At 69.7% G+C, this 18,869-nt stretch carries 17 protein-coding genes; 9 read left to right on the top strand and 8 right to left on the bottom strand.

The window, feature by feature from the left end; genetic code table 11:
• The first annotated feature begins 25 nt into the window (after positions 1-25).
• The 8 genes from FHR82_RS01220 (at position 26) to FHR82_RS01255 (ending at position 11,437) form a co-directional block, all read left to right on the top strand.
• Positions 26-838: an SGNH/GDSL hydrolase family protein gene (locus FHR82_RS01220; protein WP_184808346.1), complete on the top strand. Its 813-nt coding sequence runs from the start codon at positions 26-28 to the stop codon at positions 836-838.
• A 144-nt stretch (positions 839-982) separates the two neighbouring features.
• Complete coding sequence (locus FHR82_RS01225; protein ID WP_184808347.1) at positions 983-2,587, top strand: carboxyl transferase domain-containing protein; 1,605 nt, start codon at positions 983-985, stop codon at positions 2,585-2,587.
• Positions 2,588-2,622: 35 nt separating this feature from the next.
• Positions 2,623-4,584, top strand: a complete 1,962-nt coding sequence (locus FHR82_RS01230) for an acetyl/propionyl/methylcrotonyl-CoA carboxylase subunit alpha (RefSeq protein WP_184808348.1) — start codon at positions 2,623-2,625, stop codon at positions 4,582-4,584.
• Complete coding sequence (locus FHR82_RS01235; protein ID WP_184808349.1) at positions 4,584-5,738, top strand: acyl-CoA dehydrogenase family protein; 1,155 nt, start codon at positions 4,584-4,586, stop codon at positions 5,736-5,738. Before FHR82_RS01230 ends, FHR82_RS01235 begins: the two co-directional genes overlap by 1 nt.
• A 54-nt stretch (positions 5,739-5,792) precedes the next feature.
• Positions 5,793-7,634 carry a Xaa-Pro dipeptidyl-peptidase gene (locus tag FHR82_RS01240; RefSeq protein ID WP_184808350.1) on the top strand — a complete coding sequence of 614 codons (1,842 nt, stop codon included), beginning with the start codon at positions 5,793-5,795 and terminating at the stop codon, positions 7,632-7,634.
• A complete protein-coding gene (locus FHR82_RS01245) occupies positions 7,631-8,434 on the top strand; it encodes a hypothetical protein (RefSeq protein ID WP_184808351.1) in 804 nt (267 codons plus the stop codon). Before FHR82_RS01240 ends, FHR82_RS01245 begins: the two co-directional genes overlap by 4 nt.
• 391 nt (positions 8,435-8,825) lie before the next feature.
• Complete coding sequence (locus FHR82_RS01250; RefSeq protein ID WP_184808352.1) at positions 8,826-10,193, top strand: FAD-binding oxidoreductase; 1,368 nt, start codon at positions 8,826-8,828, stop codon at positions 10,191-10,193.
• 14 nt (positions 10,194-10,207) lie between these two features.
• The gene (locus FHR82_RS01255) at positions 10,208-11,437 is read left to right on the top strand and encodes an SAM-dependent methyltransferase (RefSeq protein WP_184808353.1); all 1,230 of its coding nucleotides are present in this window, start codon (positions 10,208-10,210) and stop codon (positions 11,435-11,437) included.
• Positions 11,438-11,448: 11 nt separating this feature from the next.
• On the opposite strand, the gene FHR82_RS01260 is transcribed toward FHR82_RS01255, so the two are convergent.
• Complete coding sequence (locus FHR82_RS01260; protein ID WP_184808354.1) at positions 11,449-12,249, bottom strand: SAM-dependent methyltransferase; 801 nt, start codon at positions 12,247-12,249, stop codon at positions 11,449-11,451.
• A gap of 49 nt (positions 12,250-12,298) precedes the next feature.
• Here FHR82_RS01260 and FHR82_RS01265 point away from each other — a divergent pair, with 49 nt between their 5' ends.
• The gene (locus tag FHR82_RS01265) at positions 12,299-13,330 is read left to right on the top strand and encodes a polyhydroxyalkanoate synthase family protein (protein WP_184809231.1); all 1,032 of its coding nucleotides are present in this window, start codon (positions 12,299-12,301) and stop codon (positions 13,328-13,330) included.
• 143 nt (positions 13,331-13,473) lie between these two features.
• Here the strand turns inward: FHR82_RS01265 and FHR82_RS01270 are convergent, their stop codons facing one another.
• From FHR82_RS01270 to FHR82_RS01300, 7 genes are all read right to left on the bottom strand, one after another.
• Complete coding sequence (locus FHR82_RS01270; protein WP_184808355.1) at positions 13,474-14,031, bottom strand: SMI1/KNR4 family protein; 558 nt, start codon at positions 14,029-14,031, stop codon at positions 13,474-13,476.
• 124 nt (positions 14,032-14,155) lie between these two features.
• Positions 14,156-14,641: a nuclear transport factor 2 family protein gene (locus tag FHR82_RS01275; RefSeq protein WP_184808356.1), complete on the bottom strand. Its 486-nt coding sequence runs from the start codon at positions 14,639-14,641 to the stop codon at positions 14,156-14,158.
• Positions 14,628-15,260: a TetR/AcrR family transcriptional regulator gene (locus FHR82_RS01280; RefSeq protein WP_184808357.1), complete on the bottom strand. Its 633-nt coding sequence runs from the start codon at positions 15,258-15,260 to the stop codon at positions 14,628-14,630. Before FHR82_RS01280 ends, FHR82_RS01275 begins: the two co-directional genes overlap by 14 nt.
• Positions 15,261-15,293: 33 nt before the next feature.
• Complete coding sequence (locus FHR82_RS01285; RefSeq protein WP_184808358.1) at positions 15,294-16,451, bottom strand: lipid-transfer protein; 1,158 nt, start codon at positions 16,449-16,451, stop codon at positions 15,294-15,296.
• The gene (locus FHR82_RS01290; protein ID WP_184809232.1) at positions 16,451-16,834 is read right to left on the bottom strand and encodes a MaoC family dehydratase; all 384 of its coding nucleotides are present in this window, start codon (positions 16,832-16,834) and stop codon (positions 16,451-16,453) included. Before FHR82_RS01290 ends, FHR82_RS01285 begins: the two co-directional genes overlap by 1 nt.
• Entirely contained in the window at positions 16,831-17,703 is an 873-nt protein-coding gene (locus tag FHR82_RS01295; RefSeq protein ID WP_184808359.1) for a bifunctional MaoC family dehydratase N-terminal/OB-fold nucleic acid binding domain-containing protein, read from the bottom strand. The genes FHR82_RS01290 and FHR82_RS01295 overlap by 4 nt, the downstream gene beginning before the upstream one ends.
• The gene (locus tag FHR82_RS01300; RefSeq protein WP_184808360.1) at positions 17,700-18,869 is read right to left on the bottom strand and encodes an acyl-CoA dehydrogenase family protein; all 1,170 of its coding nucleotides are present in this window, start codon (positions 18,867-18,869) and stop codon (positions 17,700-17,702) included. The genes FHR82_RS01295 and FHR82_RS01300 overlap by 4 nt, the downstream gene beginning before the upstream one ends.

Consider the following 18,869-nt stretch of genomic DNA (forward strand, 5'->3'; position numbering starts at 1 on the left):
AATCCCTCCACCGGAGGTTAAACACATGCGTCTCCGTTCCATTGCCATTTCCCTCTTCGCGGCCGTGGCCGCGACCGGCGTGGCGTTGTCGCCCGCGTCGGCTGATCCTGTTGCCGCGGCGGGAAAATACGTCGCACTCGGTGACTCGTACGCGTCGGGCACGGGCGCGGGCGACTACGGCGACAGCGGTGGCTGCAAACGCAGCGCCAACTCCTACGCACAGTTGTGGGCGAACGCCAACGCCCCGTCCGCGTTCGACTTCGTCGCCTGTTCCGGCGCGGTCACCTCGGACGTGCTCGCCAACCAGGTCGGCGCCCTCACCGCGGACACCGAGCTGGTCACGATCTCCATCGGCGGCAACGACGCCGGCTTCGCGGACGTCATGACGGACTGCAACCTCGGTTCGGACGACAGTTGCGTGGCGCGCAACCAGGAGGCGCAGAACTTCGCGCGTGCCGAGCTGCCCGGCCGTCTGGACAGCGTGTACACCGAGATCAGCGGCCGGGCGCCGGGCGCGCAGGTGGTCGTGCTCGGGTATCCGCACATCTACCAGCTGGAGGGGGACTGCAACGTCGGTCTGAGCGAGACCAAGCGTGCGGCCATCAACGGCTCGGCGGACGTGCTGGCCGAGGTCGTCTCCGCGCGTGCGGGTGCGTTCGGCTTCACCTTCGTCGACGGTCGCTCGGCGTTCGCGGGTCACGAGATCTGCTCGTCCGGCGACTGGTGGCTGAACAGCGTCACCTTCCCGATCGACGAGTCGTACCACCCGAACGCGGCCGGTCACAGCGGGGGCTACTACGCGGCGTTGTCCGCAGTCGCACAGCCCGCAGTCGCATAGTTCAGTCATCGAGGGCGGGGTCCGGCGTCGCGCGTTCGCCGGGCCCCGTTCTCGCGCCGGAGGCTCGGTGGAGCCGGGTGGACGAGTCCGCGAGGCGGGGATAACATCGCTCATGTTAACGATGACTAACCTGAGCGGAGTGAGATGGACGCGCCCGTTCTCGACAGCGGCGCCGACCAGGGCGACCCCACGTACCAGCGGTACGTGAAGGAACACGTCGCGCTGGTCGACGACCTGCGTGCCCGCACGGCCACCGCGGCTCGTGGTGGTGGCGAGCGGGCCAGGCAGCGGCACCTCGACCGGGGAAAGCTCCTGCCGCGCGACCGGGTGGAGTCGCTGGTCGACCCCGGCTCGCCGTTCCTCGAGCTGTCCCCGCTGGCCGCGACCGGCATGTACGACGACGAGGCACCCGCGGGCGGCATCATCACCGGCGTCGGCCGCGTCTCCGGCCGCGAGTGCGTGATCGTCGCCAACGACGCCACGGTCAAGGGCGGCACGTACTACCCGGTCACGGTCAAGAAACACCTCCGTGCGCAGGAAGTCGCGCTGCACAACAACCTGCCGTGCGTGTACCTCGTCGACTCCGGCGGCGCGTTCCTGCCCCGCCAGGACGAGGTGTTCCCCGACCGCGATCACTTCGGGCGCATCTTCTTCAACCAGGCCACCATGTCCGCACGCGGCATCCCGCAGATCGCGGCCGTGCTCGGCTCGTGCACCGCGGGCGGCGCGTACGTGCCCGCCATGAGCGACGAGGCCGTGATCGTCCGCAACCAGGGCACGATCTTCCTCGGTGGCCCGCCGCTGGTGAAGGCGGCGACCGGCGAGGTGGTCACCGCCGAGGAGCTCGGCGGCGGTGATGTCCACTCGCGACAGTCCGGTGTCACCGACCACCTCGCCGAGGACGACGGGCACGCGCTGCGGATCGTCCGTTCCATCGTGTCCACGCTCGGCCCGCGCGCGCCGCGGCCGTGGGAGGTCGCGCCGGTGGAAGAGCCCGCCGTCGACCCGGCCGGGCTGTACGGCGTCGTGCCGACCGACTCCCGCACCCCCTACGACGTGCGCGAGGTCATCGCGCGGGTGGTCGACGGCAGCCGGTTCCGGGAGTTCAAGAAGGAGTACGGCACCACGCTCGTCACCGGGTTCGCCCGCATCCACGGTCACCCGGTCGGGATCATCGCGAACAACGGCGTGCTGTTCGGCGAGTCCGCGGTCAAGGGCGCGCACTTCATCGAGCTGTGCGACCAGCGCTCGACCCCGTTGGTGTTCCTGCAGAACATCACCGGCTTCATGGTCGGCCGCGACTACGAGACCTCCGGCATCGCCAAGCACGGCGCCAAGATGGTGACCGCGGTGGCGTGCGCGCGGGTGCCGAAGTTCACCGTGATCATCGGCGGCTCGTTCGGCGCGGGCAACTACTCGATGTGCGGGCGGGCCTACGAGCCGAGGTTCCTGTGGATGTGGCCAAACGCGCGGATCTCCGTGATGGGCGGCGAGCAGGCGGCGTCCGTGCTCGCGACCGTGCGTCGCGACCAGCTCGGCGACGAGTGGTCCACGTCGGACGAGGAGGCGTTCAAGGCGCCCATCCGCGCGCAGTACGAGGACCAGGGCCACCCGTACTACTCGACCGCCCGCCTCTGGGACGACGGCGTGATCGACCCGGCCGACACACGGATGGTGCTCGGGCTTGGCCTGTCCGCCGCGGCGAACAAGCCCCTGGAACCGGTCCGCTACGGCGTCTTCAGGATGTGACGGTACTGATGCTCGATCCGGCAAGCAGATCTTCGATGTTCCACACAGTGCTGATCGCCAACCGCGGTGAGATCGCGATCCGGGTGTGCACCACGTTGTCCCGCATGGGCATCCGCTCGGTCGCGGTGTACACCGACGCCGACGCGGGTGCCCGGCACGTGTCCGAGGCCGACGAGGCGGTGCGGGTCGGCAGCTATCTGTCCATCGAGGACATCGTGGCCGCCGCACAGTCGTCTGGTGCTGAGGCCGTGCACCCCGGATATGGCTTCCTGGCTGAGAACGCGGCGTTCGCGCGGGCCTGCGCCGACGCGGGGATCGTGTTCATCGGCCCGCCGCCGTCGGCGATCGAGGCGATGGGCGACAAGATCCGAGCGAAGCAGACCGTGAGCGCGGCCGGGGTGCCGGTCGTGCCGGGCCGGACCGAGCTGGGCATGACCGACGAGCAGCTGGTCGCGGCCGCCGCCGAGGTCGGCTTCCCGGTGCTGGTCAAGCCGTCGGCCGGTGGCGGCGGCAAGGGTATGCGCCGGGTCGAGCAGCCCGGCGACCTGCCTGCCGCGCTGGAGTCCGCGCGCCGCGAGGCCCGTGGCGCGTTCGGTGACGACACCCTGTTGGTGGAACGCTTCGTCGCCAACCCGCGGCACATCGAGATCCAGGTGATGGCCGACGCGCACGGCACCGTGCTCCACCTCGGTGAGCGCGAGTGCAGCCTGCAGCGACGGCACCAGAAGATTATCGAGGAGGCGCCGTCGCCGCTGCTCACTCCCGAACAGCGGGCCCGGATGGGTACGTCGGCCGCCGATGCGGCCCGCTCGGTCGGTTACACCGGCGCGGGCACGGTCGAGTTCATCGTGTCGACGGACCGGCCGGACGAGTTCTTCTTCATGGAGATGAACACGCGGCTGCAGGTCGAGCACCCGGTGACCGAGATGGTGACCGGGATCGACCTGGTGGAGCAGCAGCTCCGGGTCGCGGCGGGTGCGGCGCTGGGGATCGCGCAGTCCGATGTGGAGCTGACCGGGCACGCGGTCGAGGCCCGGGTGTACGCCGAGGACCCGGCGCGCGGCTTCCTGCCTACCGGCGGTCAGGTACTCGCGCTCGGCGAGCCTGCCGGTGACCACGTGCGCGTGGACTCCGCGCTGCGCGCGGGGACCGTGGTCGGCTCGGACTACGACCCGATGCTGGCCAAGGTGATCGCCTGGGCCCCCGACCGCGAGTCGGCCCTCCGGCGCCTGCGCGTCGCGCTCGGCGAGACCGCCGTGCTCGGCGTCGGCTCGAACGTGGCCTTCCTGCGTGCGCTGCTGTCCGATGTGGACGTGGTGGCCGGACGGCTGGACACCGGGCTGGTGGAACGCAAGCTCGACGCGCTCGTCGCCGCCGACATACCTGACGTGGTGTTCGCCGCGGCCGCGCTCGACGAGCTGCTCGACCTGCAGCCGGGCGGTGCCGTGGTCGACCCGTGGGACCTCGCAGGCGGGTGGCGGCTCGGCGGGCCGGCCGCGACCCCGTTCCGGCTGGTCAGCGGCGACCGCGAGGAGACCGTGCGGGTCACCGGCACCCCGGCCGCGGCGACCGTCGCGATCGGTGACGCCGAGCCCGTGCGCGCGACCGCGTACCGGGAGCCCGGGCGGCTGGTCGTGACGTTCGGTGGTCGCCGGAGGTCGTTCCGGCGTGCGCAGGACGGCGACACGCTGTGGCTGGCCGCCGACGGGCGGACCTGGTCGGTCGACGAGCACTCGCTGCTGGAGAGCAGTGGTGCCTCGGTCCTGGATGGCGGGCCGGTGACCAGCCCGATGCCCGGCACCGTGCTGGTCGTGAAGGCCGCCGAGGGTGACGTCGTGGCGGCGGGGGCGCCGCTGGTCGTCGTCGAGGCGATGAAGATGGAGCACACCGTGACGGCACCGGTCGACGGCGTGGTCACGGAACTGCACGTCCGCGCGGGCCAACAGGTCGCGCTGAACCAACCCCTTGCCGTGGTGACCCCACAAGAGGAGCAGTAATGATCGACTTCCGGCTCACCGAAGAGCACGAGGCCCTGCGCAAGACCGTCGAGGAGTTCGCGCGCGAGGAGGTCGCGCCGGTCATCGGCGAGCTGTACGAGAAGGCCGAGTTCCCGTACGAGATCGTGGCGAAGATGGGCCGCATGGGCCTGTTCGGCCTGCCGTTCCCCGAGGAGCACGGCGGCATGGGCGGCGACTTCCTCGCTGTGTGCGTCGCGCTGGAGGAGCTGGCCAGGGTCGACTCGTCGGTCGCGATCACGCTCGAGGCAGGGGTGTCGCTCGGCGCCATGCCGATCTACCGCTTCGGCACCGAGGAGCAGAAGCAGGAGTGGCTGCCCAGGCTGTGCAGCGGCGAGATGCTGGGTGCGTTCGGGCTCACCGAGCCGGGCGGCGGTTCCGACGCGGGCGCGACGCTGACCACCGCCGTCGAGCGCGACGGCACGTGGGTGCTCAACGGCTCCAAGGCGTTCATCACGAACTCCGGCACGAGGATCACCGGCCTGGTCACCGCGACCGCGGTCACCGGCAAGTCACCTGACGGCCGTAAGGAGATCTCCGCGATCATCGTGCCGGCCGGCACGCCGGGGTTCTCGGTGTCCAAGAGCTACTCGAAGGTCGGCTGGAACTCCTCCGACACGCACGAGCTGTCCTTCGTGGACTGCCAGGTGCCGGTGGCGAACCTGCTCGGGCAGCGCGGCAGAGGGTACGCGCAGTTCCTGTCCATTCTGGACGAGGGCCGCATCGCCATCGCCGCGGTTTCCGTCGGTCTCGCACAGGGTTGCGTCGACGAGAGCGTGCGGTACGCGCACGAGCGGCGCGCGTTCGGGCACGCGATCGGTGAGTACCAGGCGATCCAGTTCAAGATCGCCGACATGGAGGCCCGCGCGCACACCGCACGGCTCGCCTACTACGCGGCAGCTTCGAAGATGTTGCGTGGTGAGCCGTTCAAGAAGGAGGCGGCGATCGCGAAGCTCGTCAGCTCCAACGCGGCCATGGACAACGCCCGGGACGCGACGCAGATCTTCGGTGGCTACGGGTTCATGAACGAGTACCCGGTCGGCCGTTTCTACCGCGACGCGAAGATCCTCGAGATCGGCGAGGGCACGAGCGAGGTGCAGCGGATGTTGATCGCTCGGGAGCTGGGTTTGCGCTGATCGCGGCGGTACGATGACGGCGCTTTCCGCCCTGCTGCGTCGTACGGAGGCCTGATGCGCACGTCCCGTCGGCTCGCCCTGCTCGTGCTCACGGCGGCGTTGCCGCTCAGTGTGGTCACGCCCGCGGTGGCGGCCCCCGCTCCGAGATCGGACCGTCCCACCCCGCCGCCCTGGCTGAAGATCGAGAACGGGGTCAGCGTGCCCCAGTTCGACCTGGCGAACGCGGTCGAGGAGACGCTGTTCGTGCAGACGGAGGTCGACAGCGACCTCGACGGGGTGAAGGACCGGGTGCGCGTGCGCCTGTCGCGCCCGGGGGAGACGGAGACGCAGGGCATCAAGGTGCCGGTGGTCTTCGAGCACAGCCCGTACCGCTACAACACCGGCGGCGGCGTGAACCACAACGTGGACTTCTCGGTGCTGCCGCAGGAAGGCGTCCAGCGGTCGGCGGCGGACGCGGGCGGGACCGCGGCCGCCCCGCGCGCCGACCTGCCCGGCTCGCTGGACAACTACTGGGTGCCGCGCGGGTACGCGGTCGTGCTGGGCGAGTCGATCGGCACCGGCTTCTCGGACGGGTGTCCCACGGTCGGTGACATGAAGGAGACGCTCGGTACGAAGGCCGTCATCGACTGGCTGAACGGCCGGGCGAAGGCGTACGACGAGGCGGGCGCGCCGGTCGCGGCGGACTGGACCACCGGCGACGTGGGCATGACCGGCGTGTCGTACAACGGCACGCTCCCCAACCAGGTGGCCACGACCGGTGTCGAGGGGCTGCGCACGATCGTGCCGGTCTCGGCGATCGCGAGCTGGTACGACTACTACCGGGCGAACGGCCTGGTCCGCGCGCCGCACTCGAACACCTCAGGGCGGGGCGAGAACGCCTTCCAGGGCGAGGACCTGGACGTGCTGGGGTACTACGTCGAGGGCCCTGGCCGCGTGGAGAAGTGCGCGCACATCACCGACGCCCTGTTGCAGTACGCCGACCGGACGACCGGTGACTACAACGCGTACTGGCACGAGCGGGACTACCTGCACCGCGCCCGCGGCGTCAAGGCGAGCGTGTTCGTGGTGCACGGGCTCGAGGACTACAACGTCATGCCGACGGCGTACTCGTCGTGGTGGTCGCAGCTGGAGCGGTACGACGTGCCGCGCAAGATCTGGCTGCACAAGGGCGGCCACGGCGGCCCGGGTAGCGCGTCCGACTATCAGCGGACCCTCAACCGGTGGATGGACTACTGGCTGTTCGGGGTGCGGAACGGAGTCATGTCCGAGCCGCGCGCGGACGTGCAGCGGCCGGACGGCACCTACGAGAAGTACGCGGACTGGCCGGCGCCGGGTGCGCGGGACACGAAGCTCCGCCTGTCGTCGACGGACGCCACGACCCCGGGTGGTCTTGGCCGTTCCGGTGGTGGCCCTCGGCAGTCGTTCGTCGACTCGGGCCGCACGCTCGACACCGATGTGTCGCTGCTCCCGAACCCCGACGCGGCGAACCCCAACCGGCTGGCCTACCTGTCCGCGCCGCTCGCTCGTGACACGCACCTGAGCGGCACCCCGTCGGTGTCGCTGCGCGCGTCGGTCGACAACCGGTACGCGGCCAACCTGACAGCTGTTCTGGTCGACTACGGCCCCGACGGTCAGACGATGGTGACCCGGGGGTGGACGGATGTGCAGAACCGCAAGGACGTCGACCGCAGCACCCCGGTCGAGCAGGGCAAGGAGTACACGTTCGAGTGGCCCCTGGAGTCGGACGACTACGTCTTCCCGGCCGGGCACCGGATCGGCCTGGTGATCGTGTCCACGGACATGCACTTCACGCTGCGGCCGCTGCCGGGTACGCAGCTGACGGTGAACCCGGGCAAGAGCGCGGTGACCCTGCCGGTCGTGGGCGGCCGGCTGTGAGGCGGCTCCTGGTTCTGCTGGTGTCACTGGCGACACTGACGGGCCTCGCTCCGGCGGCCGTCGCGGCACCGTCGTGCACGTCCACATTGGACTGCTCGGTCGCGGAGATCAACGAGATGTCGATGGCGGAGCGGCTCGACTTCGTGCGGGACATGCAGTCCGGCCCGGCGGCGGCCCTCGGCGCGACCGACCGGTGGCGGAACATCGAAGGCGTGATCACGTTCTTCCGCGACCGGGGCCTCGGCGCTCCAGGCACCTGGGTGTCCTATGTGGACGCCGGGATCGTGGAGGGGATCCAGCGCGGCATCGCGATCGCGCTGGGCTGGTCGGCGGAGACCGGCGGCAACCCGGGGTCGGCGAAGTGGGCGAGTTACCTGACGCGCCTGTCCGGTGGCGAGCTGACCTCCCGGTCGGCCCACGACCGGGCGTGGAGCGAGGCGGAACAGGCGTCCACGGAGTACGGCAACGCCCTGGCCGAGGCGAACGGCGTGCCGGCGACGGCGGTGGAGTGGCGGTTCTACCAGTTCTCGGAGATGTACCGGTGGGCGCTGCGGAACCGGCCGTTCGCACTCGACCTGCTGGCGGTGTACGGCCCGCTGATCCACCCGGGCCTGGCCACCGCGCGGGTCCCGTTCTACGACTGGTTCACCGACGTCAGCGAGTCGGCCCCGTCGCACCGGAGCTGCGAGATGGCGTACGGGTTCGCGGAACTGAACCCGATCACGGGCGTGTTCGGCATGGCAGGCCTGTTCCTGGCCTACACCAAGGAACTTTTCGAGGAATACCAGTCCCAGGCGTGAGGTGGCCGGCCTCCGGCCCCCTCGAACCACGCTACCGGACGGCACCGACAGAAACGTGATCCGAAGCCCGGGTTGTCCACAGGCCGTCGCCGCTGTGGACAACCCGGGCTTGGCCGTCCGGAACTGTCGGTGTTCGCGTTTACGCTGGATTCCGGGGGCCGGCGGCCGCGCGGCGGTGCTGAGCGGGCGGCCGCACACAGCCCCCGGCTCCGGCTTCACCTCGCCGCGATCCTCCGGCGCCGCGGGGCGCGTGGCACCTCGGTGAGCTTCACCACGACGGAGCCGCCAGCAGGGGCTTTGTGGAGGGACTGTCCGGTTTTGGGGTAGTGGCGGGGTCGAGTCGCGAAAAGCCATCCGGTCCAGCGACCCGATCAGGGCTAGCATCGAAAACGTGACCCGCTCACCTGCACGGATCTCCCACGAGCACGCGGTGGACGCGCTCCGCGCGCAGCTAGTCGCCCATCCGGCCGGCGCGCCGATCCGGCTGGCCAAGCCCACCTCGAACCTCTTCCGGTTCCGGGAGCCACCCGGCCGGGAGGCACTCGACGTCAGCGCCTTCGCCGGGGTCATCGAGATCGACGGCACGACCGCCGACGTCGGGGGCATGACCACCTACGAGGACCTCGTCGACGCGACGCTCCCGCACGGCCTCATCCCGCACGTCGTGCCGCAGCTGAAGACGATCACGCTGGGCGGGGCCGTCGCGGGCCTGGGTATCGAGTCGACGTCGTTCCGGAACGGGATGCCGCACGAGTCCGTGCTGGAGATGGACATCCTCACCCCGGACGGCGACGTCGTCACCGCCACCCCGGACAACGAGCACGCCGACCTCTTCCGCGGCTTCCCCAACTCCTACGGCACCCTCGGCTACGCGCTGCGCCTGCGCATCGAGCTGGAACGTGTCACACCGTTCGTCCGGTTGCGGCACGTCAGGTTCACCGACGCCGCCGCCTGCGCCCGCGCCATCGAGGAGATCTGCGCCGCGGGCGGCTACCGGGACGAACCGGTCGACTTCCTCGACGGCGTGATGTTCGGCAGCACCGAGCTGTACCTGACGCTCGGCAGGTACGTCGACTCGGCGCCGTCGCTGTCCGACTACACCGGGCAGCGGATCTTCTACAGGTCCATCCGCGACCGGGTCACCGACCACCTCACGATCCGCGACTACCTGTGGCGCTGGGACACCGACTGGTTCTGGTGCTCCCAGGCCCTCGGCGCGCAGCACCCGCTGGTCCGCCGCGTGTGGCCGCGCCGGTACCTGCGTTCCGACGTGTACCGCAGGATCGTCGCGCTCGACCGGCGGCACGACCTGTCCGGCCGGGTGTACAAACTGCTCGGCAAACCGGCGCGTGAACCGGTGATCCAGGACGTGGAGATCCCGGTCGAGCGGATCGCCGACTTCCTGCGCTTCTTCGCCGACGAGATCCGCATCAGCCCGGTCTGGTTGTGCCCGCTGAAGCTGCGGGAGCAGACCGGCTGGCCGCTGTACCCCATGAAGCCGGGCCGGCTGTACGTGAACGCCGGGTTCTGGGCAACTGTCCCTTTGGGACCGGGCGAGGAGGACGGCACCTACAACCGGCTCATCGAGAACAAGGTCACCGAGCTGGGCGGGCACAAGTCGCTGTACTCCACGTCGTACTTCGATGAGGAGGAGTTCTGGTTGGCGTACGACGGCGAGACCTACCGGAAGCTCAAGAGCACCTACGACCCGAACGGCAGGCTTCCCGACCTCTACTCGAAGGTCGTGCGGAACAGATGAAGGGGAGGAGTGGCATGCGGCTGGCGGAAATCATCGAGCGTGCGTTGGGGCGGAACGCACCGCTGGAGATCACCGGTTACGACGGCAGCCGGGCGGGGGACCGGGACGCACCCGTGCGGATCGAGGTCAAGTCGCCGATCGCGTTGTCCCACATCGCGTCGGCGCCCGGCGAGCTGGGGCTCGCGCGCGCGTACGTGAGCGGCGCGCTCGACATCCACGGCGACATGTACACCGCGCTGCGGAACATGGCGGCGCTCACGCTGGACTCGGTCCCGCCGAAGATCCAGGCCGAGATGCTGCTGCGGCTGGGCTGGTCGCGCCTGTGGTGGCCGGTGCCGCACCCGTCGGTGGAGGCGAGGGTGCACGGGCGACGGCACTCCAAGCGCCGCGACCAGGAAGCGATCTCGCACCACTACGACGTGTCCAACCGCTTCTACGAGTGGGTGCTCGGCCCGTCGATGGCGTACACGTGCGCCGTCTACCCGGACACCGACTCCACGCTCGAGGAAGCGCAGTGGACCAAGCACGACCTGGTGGCGCGCAAGCTCGGCCTGAAGGAAGGCATGCGGCTGCTGGACGTCGGCTGTGGCTGGGGTGGCATGGTCATCCACGCCGCCAAGCACTACGGCGTGCGGGCGCTGGGTGTCACGCTGTCCCGCAAGCAGGCGGAGTGGGGCCAGAAGAAGATCGCCGAGCTGGGGCTCGGTGACCTCGCCGAGATCCGGCACCTCGACTACCGCGACGTGGCCGAGTCGGGCTTCGACGCGATCAGCTCCATCGGCCTCACCGAGCACATCGGCGAGGCGGAGCTGCCCGCGTACGTGCGGTCGCTGCACGACAAGCTGCGCCCTGGCGGGCGGCTGCTCAACCACTGCATCACCCGCCCGGACAACACGCAGGGCGCCAGGGTGAGGGGCTTCTTCGGCCGGTACGTCTTCCCCGACGGCGAGCTGCTCGGCCCCGGCCACATCATCTCGGCCATCCACGACAACGGGTTCGAGGTCCGGCACGAGGAGAACCTGCGCGAGCACTACGCGAAGACGCTGACCGCGTGGTGCGCGAACCTCGACGAGCACTGGGACGAGGCGGTCCGCGAGGTCGGCGAGCCGAGGGCGCGGGTGTGGCGGCTGTACATGGCCGGCTCGCGGCTGGGGTTCGTCGAGAACAACATCCAGCTGCACCAGGTGCTCGCGGTGAAGCTGGACGGTGTCGACTCGCACATGCCGCTGCGCCCGGAGTGGTGACCTGACAGCTGTCAGGGTTTGCGGGCCACCCCCGCGAACACCAGCGACGACTCCGGGTGCGCGCCCACGTCCTCCGGGGACTCCGGGCGCCACTCGGGGGTCCACACCAGGCCGGGCTCGACGAAGTCCAGGCCCGAGAAGAAGCGCGTGATGTCGTCGGGGGTCCGGCGCACGCCCGGGTTGCTGGACTGCCGGTACAGCCGCTCGACCTCGTCGCGTCCTGCCAGCGACGGGTTCTCCACCCCGTGGGAGAGGACGAGGAAGCTGCCCGGCGCCATCGCCGAGACGTACTTGGCCACGGCGTCGTACGGTGCGGCCGAGTCCGGGATGAAGTGCAGCACCGCCACCATCAGCACGGCCACCGGCTGCGACCAGTCGATCAGTGGTGAGGCCAGCACCGGGTCGGGGTCGGTCAGGTCCCCGCGCATGGCCGCGGCGTGGGGGCTGTCGTTCAGCAGTAGCTCACTGTGCGTCACCGCGATGGGCTCGTTGTCGACGTACAGCACCCGCACGGCGGGGTCGACCGCCTGCGCGATCTCGTGCACGTTCCCGGCCGTCGGAATGCCCGATCCGACGTCGACGAACTGCCGGATCCCCGACTCCACGCAGAACCGGACCGCCCGCCGCAGGAACGCCCGGTTCAGCCGGGCCGCGGACCGCGCGAGTGGCATGACCTCCAGCAGCTTCTCGGCGAAGACCCGGTCCTGCTCGAAGTTCGCGGCGCCACCCAGCAGGTAGTCGTAGATCCGCGCGGCGTTGGGACGGTCAAGGTCGATCGACTCGGGGGCCCAACTCGGGCGGTCACCAGTCATGTACCCGATGCTATGCGACAACAGCGCGGTGACGAGGCAGTATGACGGCATGATGTCGCTGTCCGCCGCCTCGAACAACGTCATGGACATGGTGCTGCGCGGAGGCGTCGCCGACCTCCGCCCGATGCCCCGCGTCCTCATCGACAAGGGCCCGAACCGCTCGGTGTACCGGTTCGTGGCGAACGACCGTCAGCTTGCCGGTGAGCCGGTGCTGCTGGTGCCACCGCTCGCCGTGCCCGCGTTCTGCTTCGACCTGCGCCGCGGCTGCAGCCTCGCCGAGCACCTGGTGGAGCAGGGCAGGCGGCCGTACCTGGTCGACTACGGCACGGTGCGGTTCTCCGACCGCGGCCTCGGCCTGGAGCACTGGATCGACGAGGTCCTGCCGAGGACGATCCGCGCGGTCAGCAAGGACGCGGGCGGCGCACCCGTGCACGTGGTCGCGTGGTGCCTGGGCGGCATCCTGTCGCTGCTGACACACGCCGACCAGGCGGACCTCCCCATCGCCTCGATAGCGACGATCGCCGCGCCGATCGACATGACCGCCATCCCGCTGGTGGCCCCGATCAAACCGTTGGTGGACGTGACGAACGGCTGGATCCTGACACCTGTCTACCGGGCACTGGGCGGCGCGCCACGCGCGCTGGTGAAGCGGGTCTTCCAGCTGTCGGCCATGGACAAGGTGGTGACGAAGCCGTACGCCATCCTGTCCCATTTGGACGATCGGGACTTCCTGGCGCAGATCGAGGCGGTGGACCGCTTCACCGACAACATGATCGCCTATCCCGGACGCACGTTCGGCCAGATGTACCACCGCTTCTTCCGCTCCAACGACCTGTCGAACGGCGAGGTCGACTTCGGCGGCAGGCGGATCTCACTGCACGAGGTGAAGGCCCCGGTGCTGGTGGTCGCCGGGGAAGGCGACAGCATCGCACCGGAGCGGGCGGTACGCAGACTGGTCGACGTGCTCGACAACGCGGCAGAGGTCCGGTTCGAAACCGCGCCGGGCGGCCACCTGGGTGTGCTGGCCGGCCGCCGGGCTCGCAGCACGACGTGGGCTTATCTGGACGACTTCCTGGGCTGAACCGGCAGGTGGCGAGGCGCGGTCGCCTGGACGAACTCGGACGCGTCGCCGCACGGCGCGCGGCGCGTCGAACCGCGAGGTCGCCGGCCAGCTCTACCTGCCGAGACCATGGCGAAGCCCCGCGGACGAGGCCGCCGAACCTCTCACGCGAGCTTGGCTCGCCAGCCGATGTACGGCTTCCGCATGCCCCAGACGAGATCGTTGCTCGCGGGATTCTCAGGCAGGTCCCCGGTCGTCAGCCGACGGAGGAACTCGACCATGCCCATGTCGAAGCTGACGAAGTCCGGGTCCTCGTCCCGTCGCCACACCACGACCGGCCACTCGTCCGGCTCGGCGGAGGTCATGATCCAGCCATACAGGTCAGGAGCGCCGTGGCCCACACCCCAGGCCAGGAGTTGCTCCGGGACATCCAGTCCCGGGATGACGACGTCTTTGTCCCACCGGTCGTTCCACATCTCGCGGAGGTTCACCGACTCGTCGGCCATCCCGCCCCCGCGGTAGGGGTAGCCCTCCGGTGCCGTCGGGGACAGGACCGTCAGCCCTTCCGTCCCGACGGAGCCCGTGCCGTAGACCGACATGAACTCCTTGTAGTCGGATGGAAGCCGCATGCCGAGCTCGGCCTCCACGGCCTGCCAGTCGAACAGATCCCCGTCGGCCTGCTCGGCCGACATGACCTCACGGAGGTCGTTGAACTCCGACACGTGGCTACTCCTTTTGGATCCCGTCAGTACGTGCCCCGGATACTGCCCGCTGCGCGTCTCGACCTGTCTTCCGGAGCGTGCCCTCGGAGATCGATCGGTGATGCTGGATTCGGGGGCCGGGCGCTCAACGTTTCGGCAGTGCCAGGCCTACGCCGAACCTGTCACCTGAGCGCGTCGCAGCCACCAGCGGTGCGGTCAGTGCGCGTAACGCACCCGACGTCAGACGGGACCGGCCGTTGCGGCGGGCCAGCGCTGGTCCCAGTGCCGCCATCACCGCCGTCAGTCCTGGCAGCGGGCGGATGAACAGCGTGATCTCGGCGATCTTGTCCGCGTCGTCCAGTGTCAGCAGCAGGGTCTCCTCGAAGGGCTGGCCGTGTGCTGTCGCGCTGCCGACCAGCACGCGCTGCCTGCCTTCGCCGATCACCGTGTGGTAGTTCAGGCCCTCGAACTTTTCGTACGCCGTCGCGAACAGGCGGCCCACGTCTTCCTTGCCCTCGAACGTGAAGCGGTCCGTCAGCGGGGAGCGGACCACTATGTCGTCGGACAGGGTTGTCAGTGCCAGCTCGATGTCGTGGGTGGCCGCGGCCTGGCGGAAGTCATCGACGGTCATGGGGTTCTCCTGTTACGTGGCCGAGTCCGCGCCACAGCAAATCCGACGTCAACTCGACGATCTGGTCCTTTGACAGGTCTCGGTTCCCCCACCACCACGCGGCGATCGCGTTGACCGTCCACTTGGCCGCCTCGGCCAGGAAGTCGTTGGCACGCTCGCGGTCCAGGGGCACGGACAGGTAGAAGTGCGGCACCTTCGAGAACTGCGTCGCCAGGACCGACGTCGCTCGTTCCTGTCTGCGGCGGTGCGCCTCCGCCACCGCCGGATCGCTGGGTGCGTCCAGGAAGATGATCCGCCAGCCCGCCTCGTTGGCTGACACCCAGTCGAAGATCGTGACGATCGTTTCCCGGAACAGGTCTTCCGAAGAACCGTCGGGGATCTCGAAGCCGCTTTGCTCCCAGCGGGAGATCAACGCGTCCGCTTCCGATTCCACCAGTGCCGCGTACAGATCTGCTTTCGAGTCGAAGTGGTCGTACAGGACGGGTGTGGTGATCCCCGCGGCCTTGGCCACCGCTCGCATGGAGGCGCGGTCGTATCCCGCGTCGGCGAACACCGCGAGGGCTGCCGAGACGATCACCGCGCGCCGGTTTTCTGGCGTGAGCCGCTTCTTACCTGACATACGTCAGGTAGCGTAGTCCATACCTGACAGGTGTCAGGTAGCGGCCAGGACCAGTGCGCTTGTCGGGACACCGGTACCGGCTGTGACCAGCACGTTCTCCGCCGATGATACCTGGTTGGCCGCCGTGCCCCTGAGCTGGCGGACGGCCTCCGCGATGCCGTTCATGCCGTGGATGTACGCCTCGCCGAGCTGGCCACCGTGCGGGTTGGTCGGCAGGCGGCCGTCCAGCTCGAGCGCGCCGTCCGCGATGAAGTGGCGGGCCTCGCCTCGCGGGCAGAAGCCCAGCTCCTCGAGCTGAACCAGGACGAATGGGGTGAAGTGGTCATACAGGACCGCCACCGACATGTCCGACGGCCCCAGGCCGCTCTGTCGCCACAGTTGCTCTGCCACCACACCCATCTCCGGGAGGCCCGTCAGGTCCTCCCGGTAGTAGCTGTTCATGGTGAACTGGTCGCTCGCCGAGCCCTGTGCCGCCGCCGCGACCCGGGCCACCGGGTGGGGTAGGTCGGCGGCCCGCTCCAGCGATGTCACCACCAGTGCCACCGCGCCGTCGCTTTCCTGACAGCAGTCAAGTAGGCGCAGGGGTTCCGCGATCCACCGCGATGACTGGTGGTCCTCGAGGGTGATCGGACGGTTGTAGAACCACGCCTTGGGGTTCGTCGCCGCGTGGCGGCGGTCCGCCACCGCCACCCGGCCGAAGTCCTCGCTCGTCGCGCCGTAGGTGTGCATGTACCGGCGGGCGAACATCGCGACCGACGCCGCCGGCGTGCCAAGACCCATCGGGTAGTGCCAGCTGTTGTCCAGGCCGCCTGACGTCGGTGCGGTAGCCGCGGCCGTCTGCACCCGGCCGAACCGGCTGCCCGACCGCTCGTTGAACGCCCGGTAGCACACCACCACCGACGCCATGCCGGTCGCGACCGCCATCGCCGCCTGCTGCACCGTCGCGCACGCGGCGCCGCCGCCGTAGCCGACGCGCGAGAAGAACGACAGCGACGGGATGCCCAGTTCGCGGGCCACCGCCACCTCGGCGTTCGCGTCCATGGTGAACGTCGTCAGTCCGTCCACATCGGACGGTCGCAGGCCGGCGTCCGCCAGCGCGTCCTTCACCGCCTCCGCCGCCAGTTGCAGCTCGCTGCGGCCCGAGTCCTTCGAGAACTCCGTCGCCCCGATGCCCACGATCGCCGCGTCCATCACGGCACCTCGATCCGGACCGTGCCGGTCACGTGGTCGCCCAGGCTGTTGCGGCCCGCCACCGACACCACGTACTCGTTGCCGTCGTGTTCGGTGACCTGGCCGGTGAACGTCAACGTCTCGTAGGCGTAGCACGGCACCCCGAGCCGGATGGCGATCTTCTTGACCCGCACCGCAGGGCCTGCCCAGTCCGTCACGAACCGCTGCACCAGCCCGGTGTCGGTCAGGATGTTCAGGAAGATGTCCTTCGAACCGCGCTGCACCGCCAGGTCGCGGTCGTGGTGCACGTCCTGGAAGTCACGCGTCGCCAGCGCCGTGCTCACCACGAACGTGGGTGTCACGTCGATCGACAGCGGCGGGAGCTCCTCGCCCACGGTGATCATCGGCGCCGCCACACGGGCATGGTCAGCTCGTCGTCGACCGCCGCGAACGCGATCCGCACCGGGAGTCCGATGTGGACTTCGTCCGGCGGAGCGTCGAGTTCGGCCATCAGGCGCACGCCTTCATCCAGTTCCACCAGCGCGACCACGAACGGCAGCGTGCGCCCCGGCACCGGCGGGTGGTGGTGCACGACGTAGCTGTACACCTCGCCGAGTCCACTCGCGACAAGCCAGCCGGGCTTGGTCTCGTTGCAGGACGGGCACATCGGTCCTGGCGGGTGCCGCAGCTCACCGCACGCCTCGCACCGCTGGATCCGCAGCTCGCCCCGGGCGGTGCCCTCCCAGAAGTACGCCGTGTCCCGGTTGACGACCGGTCGGATCAGGGGCTCGACCGGCGGTTCCGCTGGCGCGGGCGCGAACTTGAGCACCCGGAACATCATCTCCGCGACCGGTTCGTCGCCGACGTACCAGATGTTGCGGGTCGTCACGAACCAGCCCTCGCCCAGCGCTGTCCTCTTCGGACCGACCACGCTCTCCAGGCGGGCCGCGAGCGCGACCTCCTCGCCGTACCGCAGGTAGCGGTGGTAGGTCTGCTCGCAGTCGGTCGCCACGATCGACGTGTAGCCCGCCTCGTCGAGCACGGCCAGCATCGCGCCGAGCGGGTCGTCGTCCGCGCGCGTGTGGTGCAGGCCGCCCATCGTCCACACCTGCGCCATCGCGGGCGGTGCTTCCTCCGCGTACGCGGAGCTGGCGTCCCCGAGCGCCTCGAGCCAGTTCCTGACCATCGGCAGGTTGACCGGATCGCGTCCCGGTCGTCGCGCGGACTCGCCCCAGCCCATTACCTGACGTGCGGCAGCTTCGACGTCCGTCATCGCGGCACCCGGGGCAGGTTCAGTCCGGCCATGGCGATCAGCTCGCGTTGCACCTCGTTCACGCCACCCCCGAAGGTCAGCACCAGATTGCGCTTCGCCTGCACGTCCAGCCAGCGCAGCAGCCGGCCCGTCTCGGGGTCGGCCGGGTCGCCGTGCACCCCGACCACCTCCTCCAGCGCGCGGCCGAGCCACTGCGTGCGGTCCGACGAGAACACCTTCGTCGCCGACGCGTCCGCGATCGACACGTCCGCACCCGCCGCCGCGACCTGCCAGTTCAGCAACTCGTTCACCCGCACGTGCGCACGTGCCCTCGCGAGTGCCTGACGCACGTCAGGTTCTGCGAGCAGGTCACGTGCCGCTGCCCAGTCCCGCACCCGCTCGTACAGCGCGGCCAGCCGTCCGGACGGACCGAGCATGACGCGCTCGTGGTTGAGCTGCGTCGTGATCAGCCGCCAGCCCGCGTTCTCCTCGCCCACCAGCATGTCCGAGGGCACCCGCACGTCGGCGTAGTAGGTCGCGTTCACGTGGTGCGCGCCGTCGCACGTGATGATCGGCGTCCACGTGAAGCCCGGGTCGCGGGTGTCGACGATCAGGATCGAGATGCCCTTGTGCCGCGGCGCGTCCGGGTCGGTGCGGCAGGCGAGCCAGATGTAGTCCGCGTCGTGCGCGCCGGTCGTGAAGATCTTCTGCCCGTTCACGACGTACGAGTCCCCGCCGGCCTCGCCGTCCCCCTTCTCGCGGACGGCGGTGGTGCGCAGTGACGCCAGGTCCGTACCTGCCGACGGTTCGGTGTAGCCGATCGCGAAGTGGAGCTCGCCCGCGAGGATCTTCGGCAGGAAGAAGTCCTTCTGTGCGGCCGTTCCGTACGTCTGGAGCGTCGGGCCGACGGTTTGCAGTGTGACGTACGGCAGCGGGACGTCCGCCCGGGACGCCTCGTTGACGAAGATCTGCTGCTCGACCGTGCCGAAGCCGCGGCCGCCGTACTCGGTCGGCCAGCCGACCCCGAGCCACCCGTCGTGGCCCATGCGCCTGACAAGCGTTCGGTACGTCTCGCCGTGCCGGTCGGTGAGCAGTGCCTCGCGCTCCCGGTCGGACAGCAGGTCGCGGAAGTACGCACGCAGTTCGGCCGCGAGTGCCTGCTGTGCGGGGGAGAGTTCGAGGTCCAT

This window comes from Actinophytocola algeriensis (assembly GCF_014203735.1).
GTDB classification, from domain to species: Bacteria; Actinomycetota; Actinomycetes; order Mycobacteriales; family Pseudonocardiaceae; genus Actinophytocola; species Actinophytocola algeriensis.

Excerpts from the sequence above, each read along its gene's own strand:
- FHR82_RS01290 (WP_184809232.1), bottom strand. The coding sequence starts at position 16,834 with ATGATCACCGTGGGCGAGGAGCTCCCGCCGCTGTCGATCGACGTGACA.
- FHR82_RS01275 (WP_184808356.1), bottom strand. The coding sequence starts at position 14,641 with ATGACCGTCGATGACTTCCGCCAGGCCGCGGCCACCCACGACATCGAG.
- FHR82_RS01240 (WP_184808350.1), top strand. The coding sequence starts at position 5,793 with ATGCGCACGTCCCGTCGGCTCGCCCTGCTCGTGCTCACGGCGGCGTTG.
- FHR82_RS01265 (WP_184809231.1), top strand. The coding sequence starts at position 12,299 with ATGATGTCGCTGTCCGCCGCCTCGAACAACGTCATGGACATGGTGCTG.
- FHR82_RS01225 (WP_184808347.1), top strand. The coding sequence starts at position 983 with ATGGACGCGCCCGTTCTCGACAGCGGCGCCGACCAGGGCGACCCCACG.
- FHR82_RS01255 (WP_184808353.1), top strand. The coding sequence starts at position 10,208 with ATGCGGCTGGCGGAAATCATCGAGCGTGCGTTGGGGCGGAACGCACCG.
- FHR82_RS01220 (WP_184808346.1), top strand. The coding sequence starts at position 26 with ATGCGTCTCCGTTCCATTGCCATTTCCCTCTTCGCGGCCGTGGCCGCG.
- FHR82_RS01300 (WP_184808360.1), bottom strand. The coding sequence starts at position 18,869 with ATGGACCTCGAACTCTCCCCCGCACAGCAGGCACTCGCGGCCGAACTG.
- FHR82_RS01260 (WP_184808354.1), bottom strand. The coding sequence starts at position 12,249 with ATGACTGGTGACCGCCCGAGTTGGGCCCCCGAGTCGATCGACCTTGAC.
- FHR82_RS01285 (WP_184808358.1), bottom strand. The coding sequence starts at position 16,451 with ATGGACGCGGCGATCGTGGGCATCGGGGCGACGGAGTTCTCGAAGGAC.
- FHR82_RS01230 (WP_184808348.1), top strand. The coding sequence starts at position 2,623 with ATGTTCCACACAGTGCTGATCGCCAACCGCGGTGAGATCGCGATCCGG.
- FHR82_RS01295 (WP_184808359.1), bottom strand. The coding sequence starts at position 17,703 with ATGACGGACGTCGAAGCTGCCGCACGTCAGGTAATGGGCTGGGGCGAG.
- FHR82_RS01235 (WP_184808349.1), top strand. The coding sequence starts at position 4,584 with ATGATCGACTTCCGGCTCACCGAAGAGCACGAGGCCCTGCGCAAGACC.
- FHR82_RS01280 (WP_184808357.1), bottom strand. The coding sequence starts at position 15,260 with ATGTCAGGTAAGAAGCGGCTCACGCCAGAAAACCGGCGCGCGGTGATC.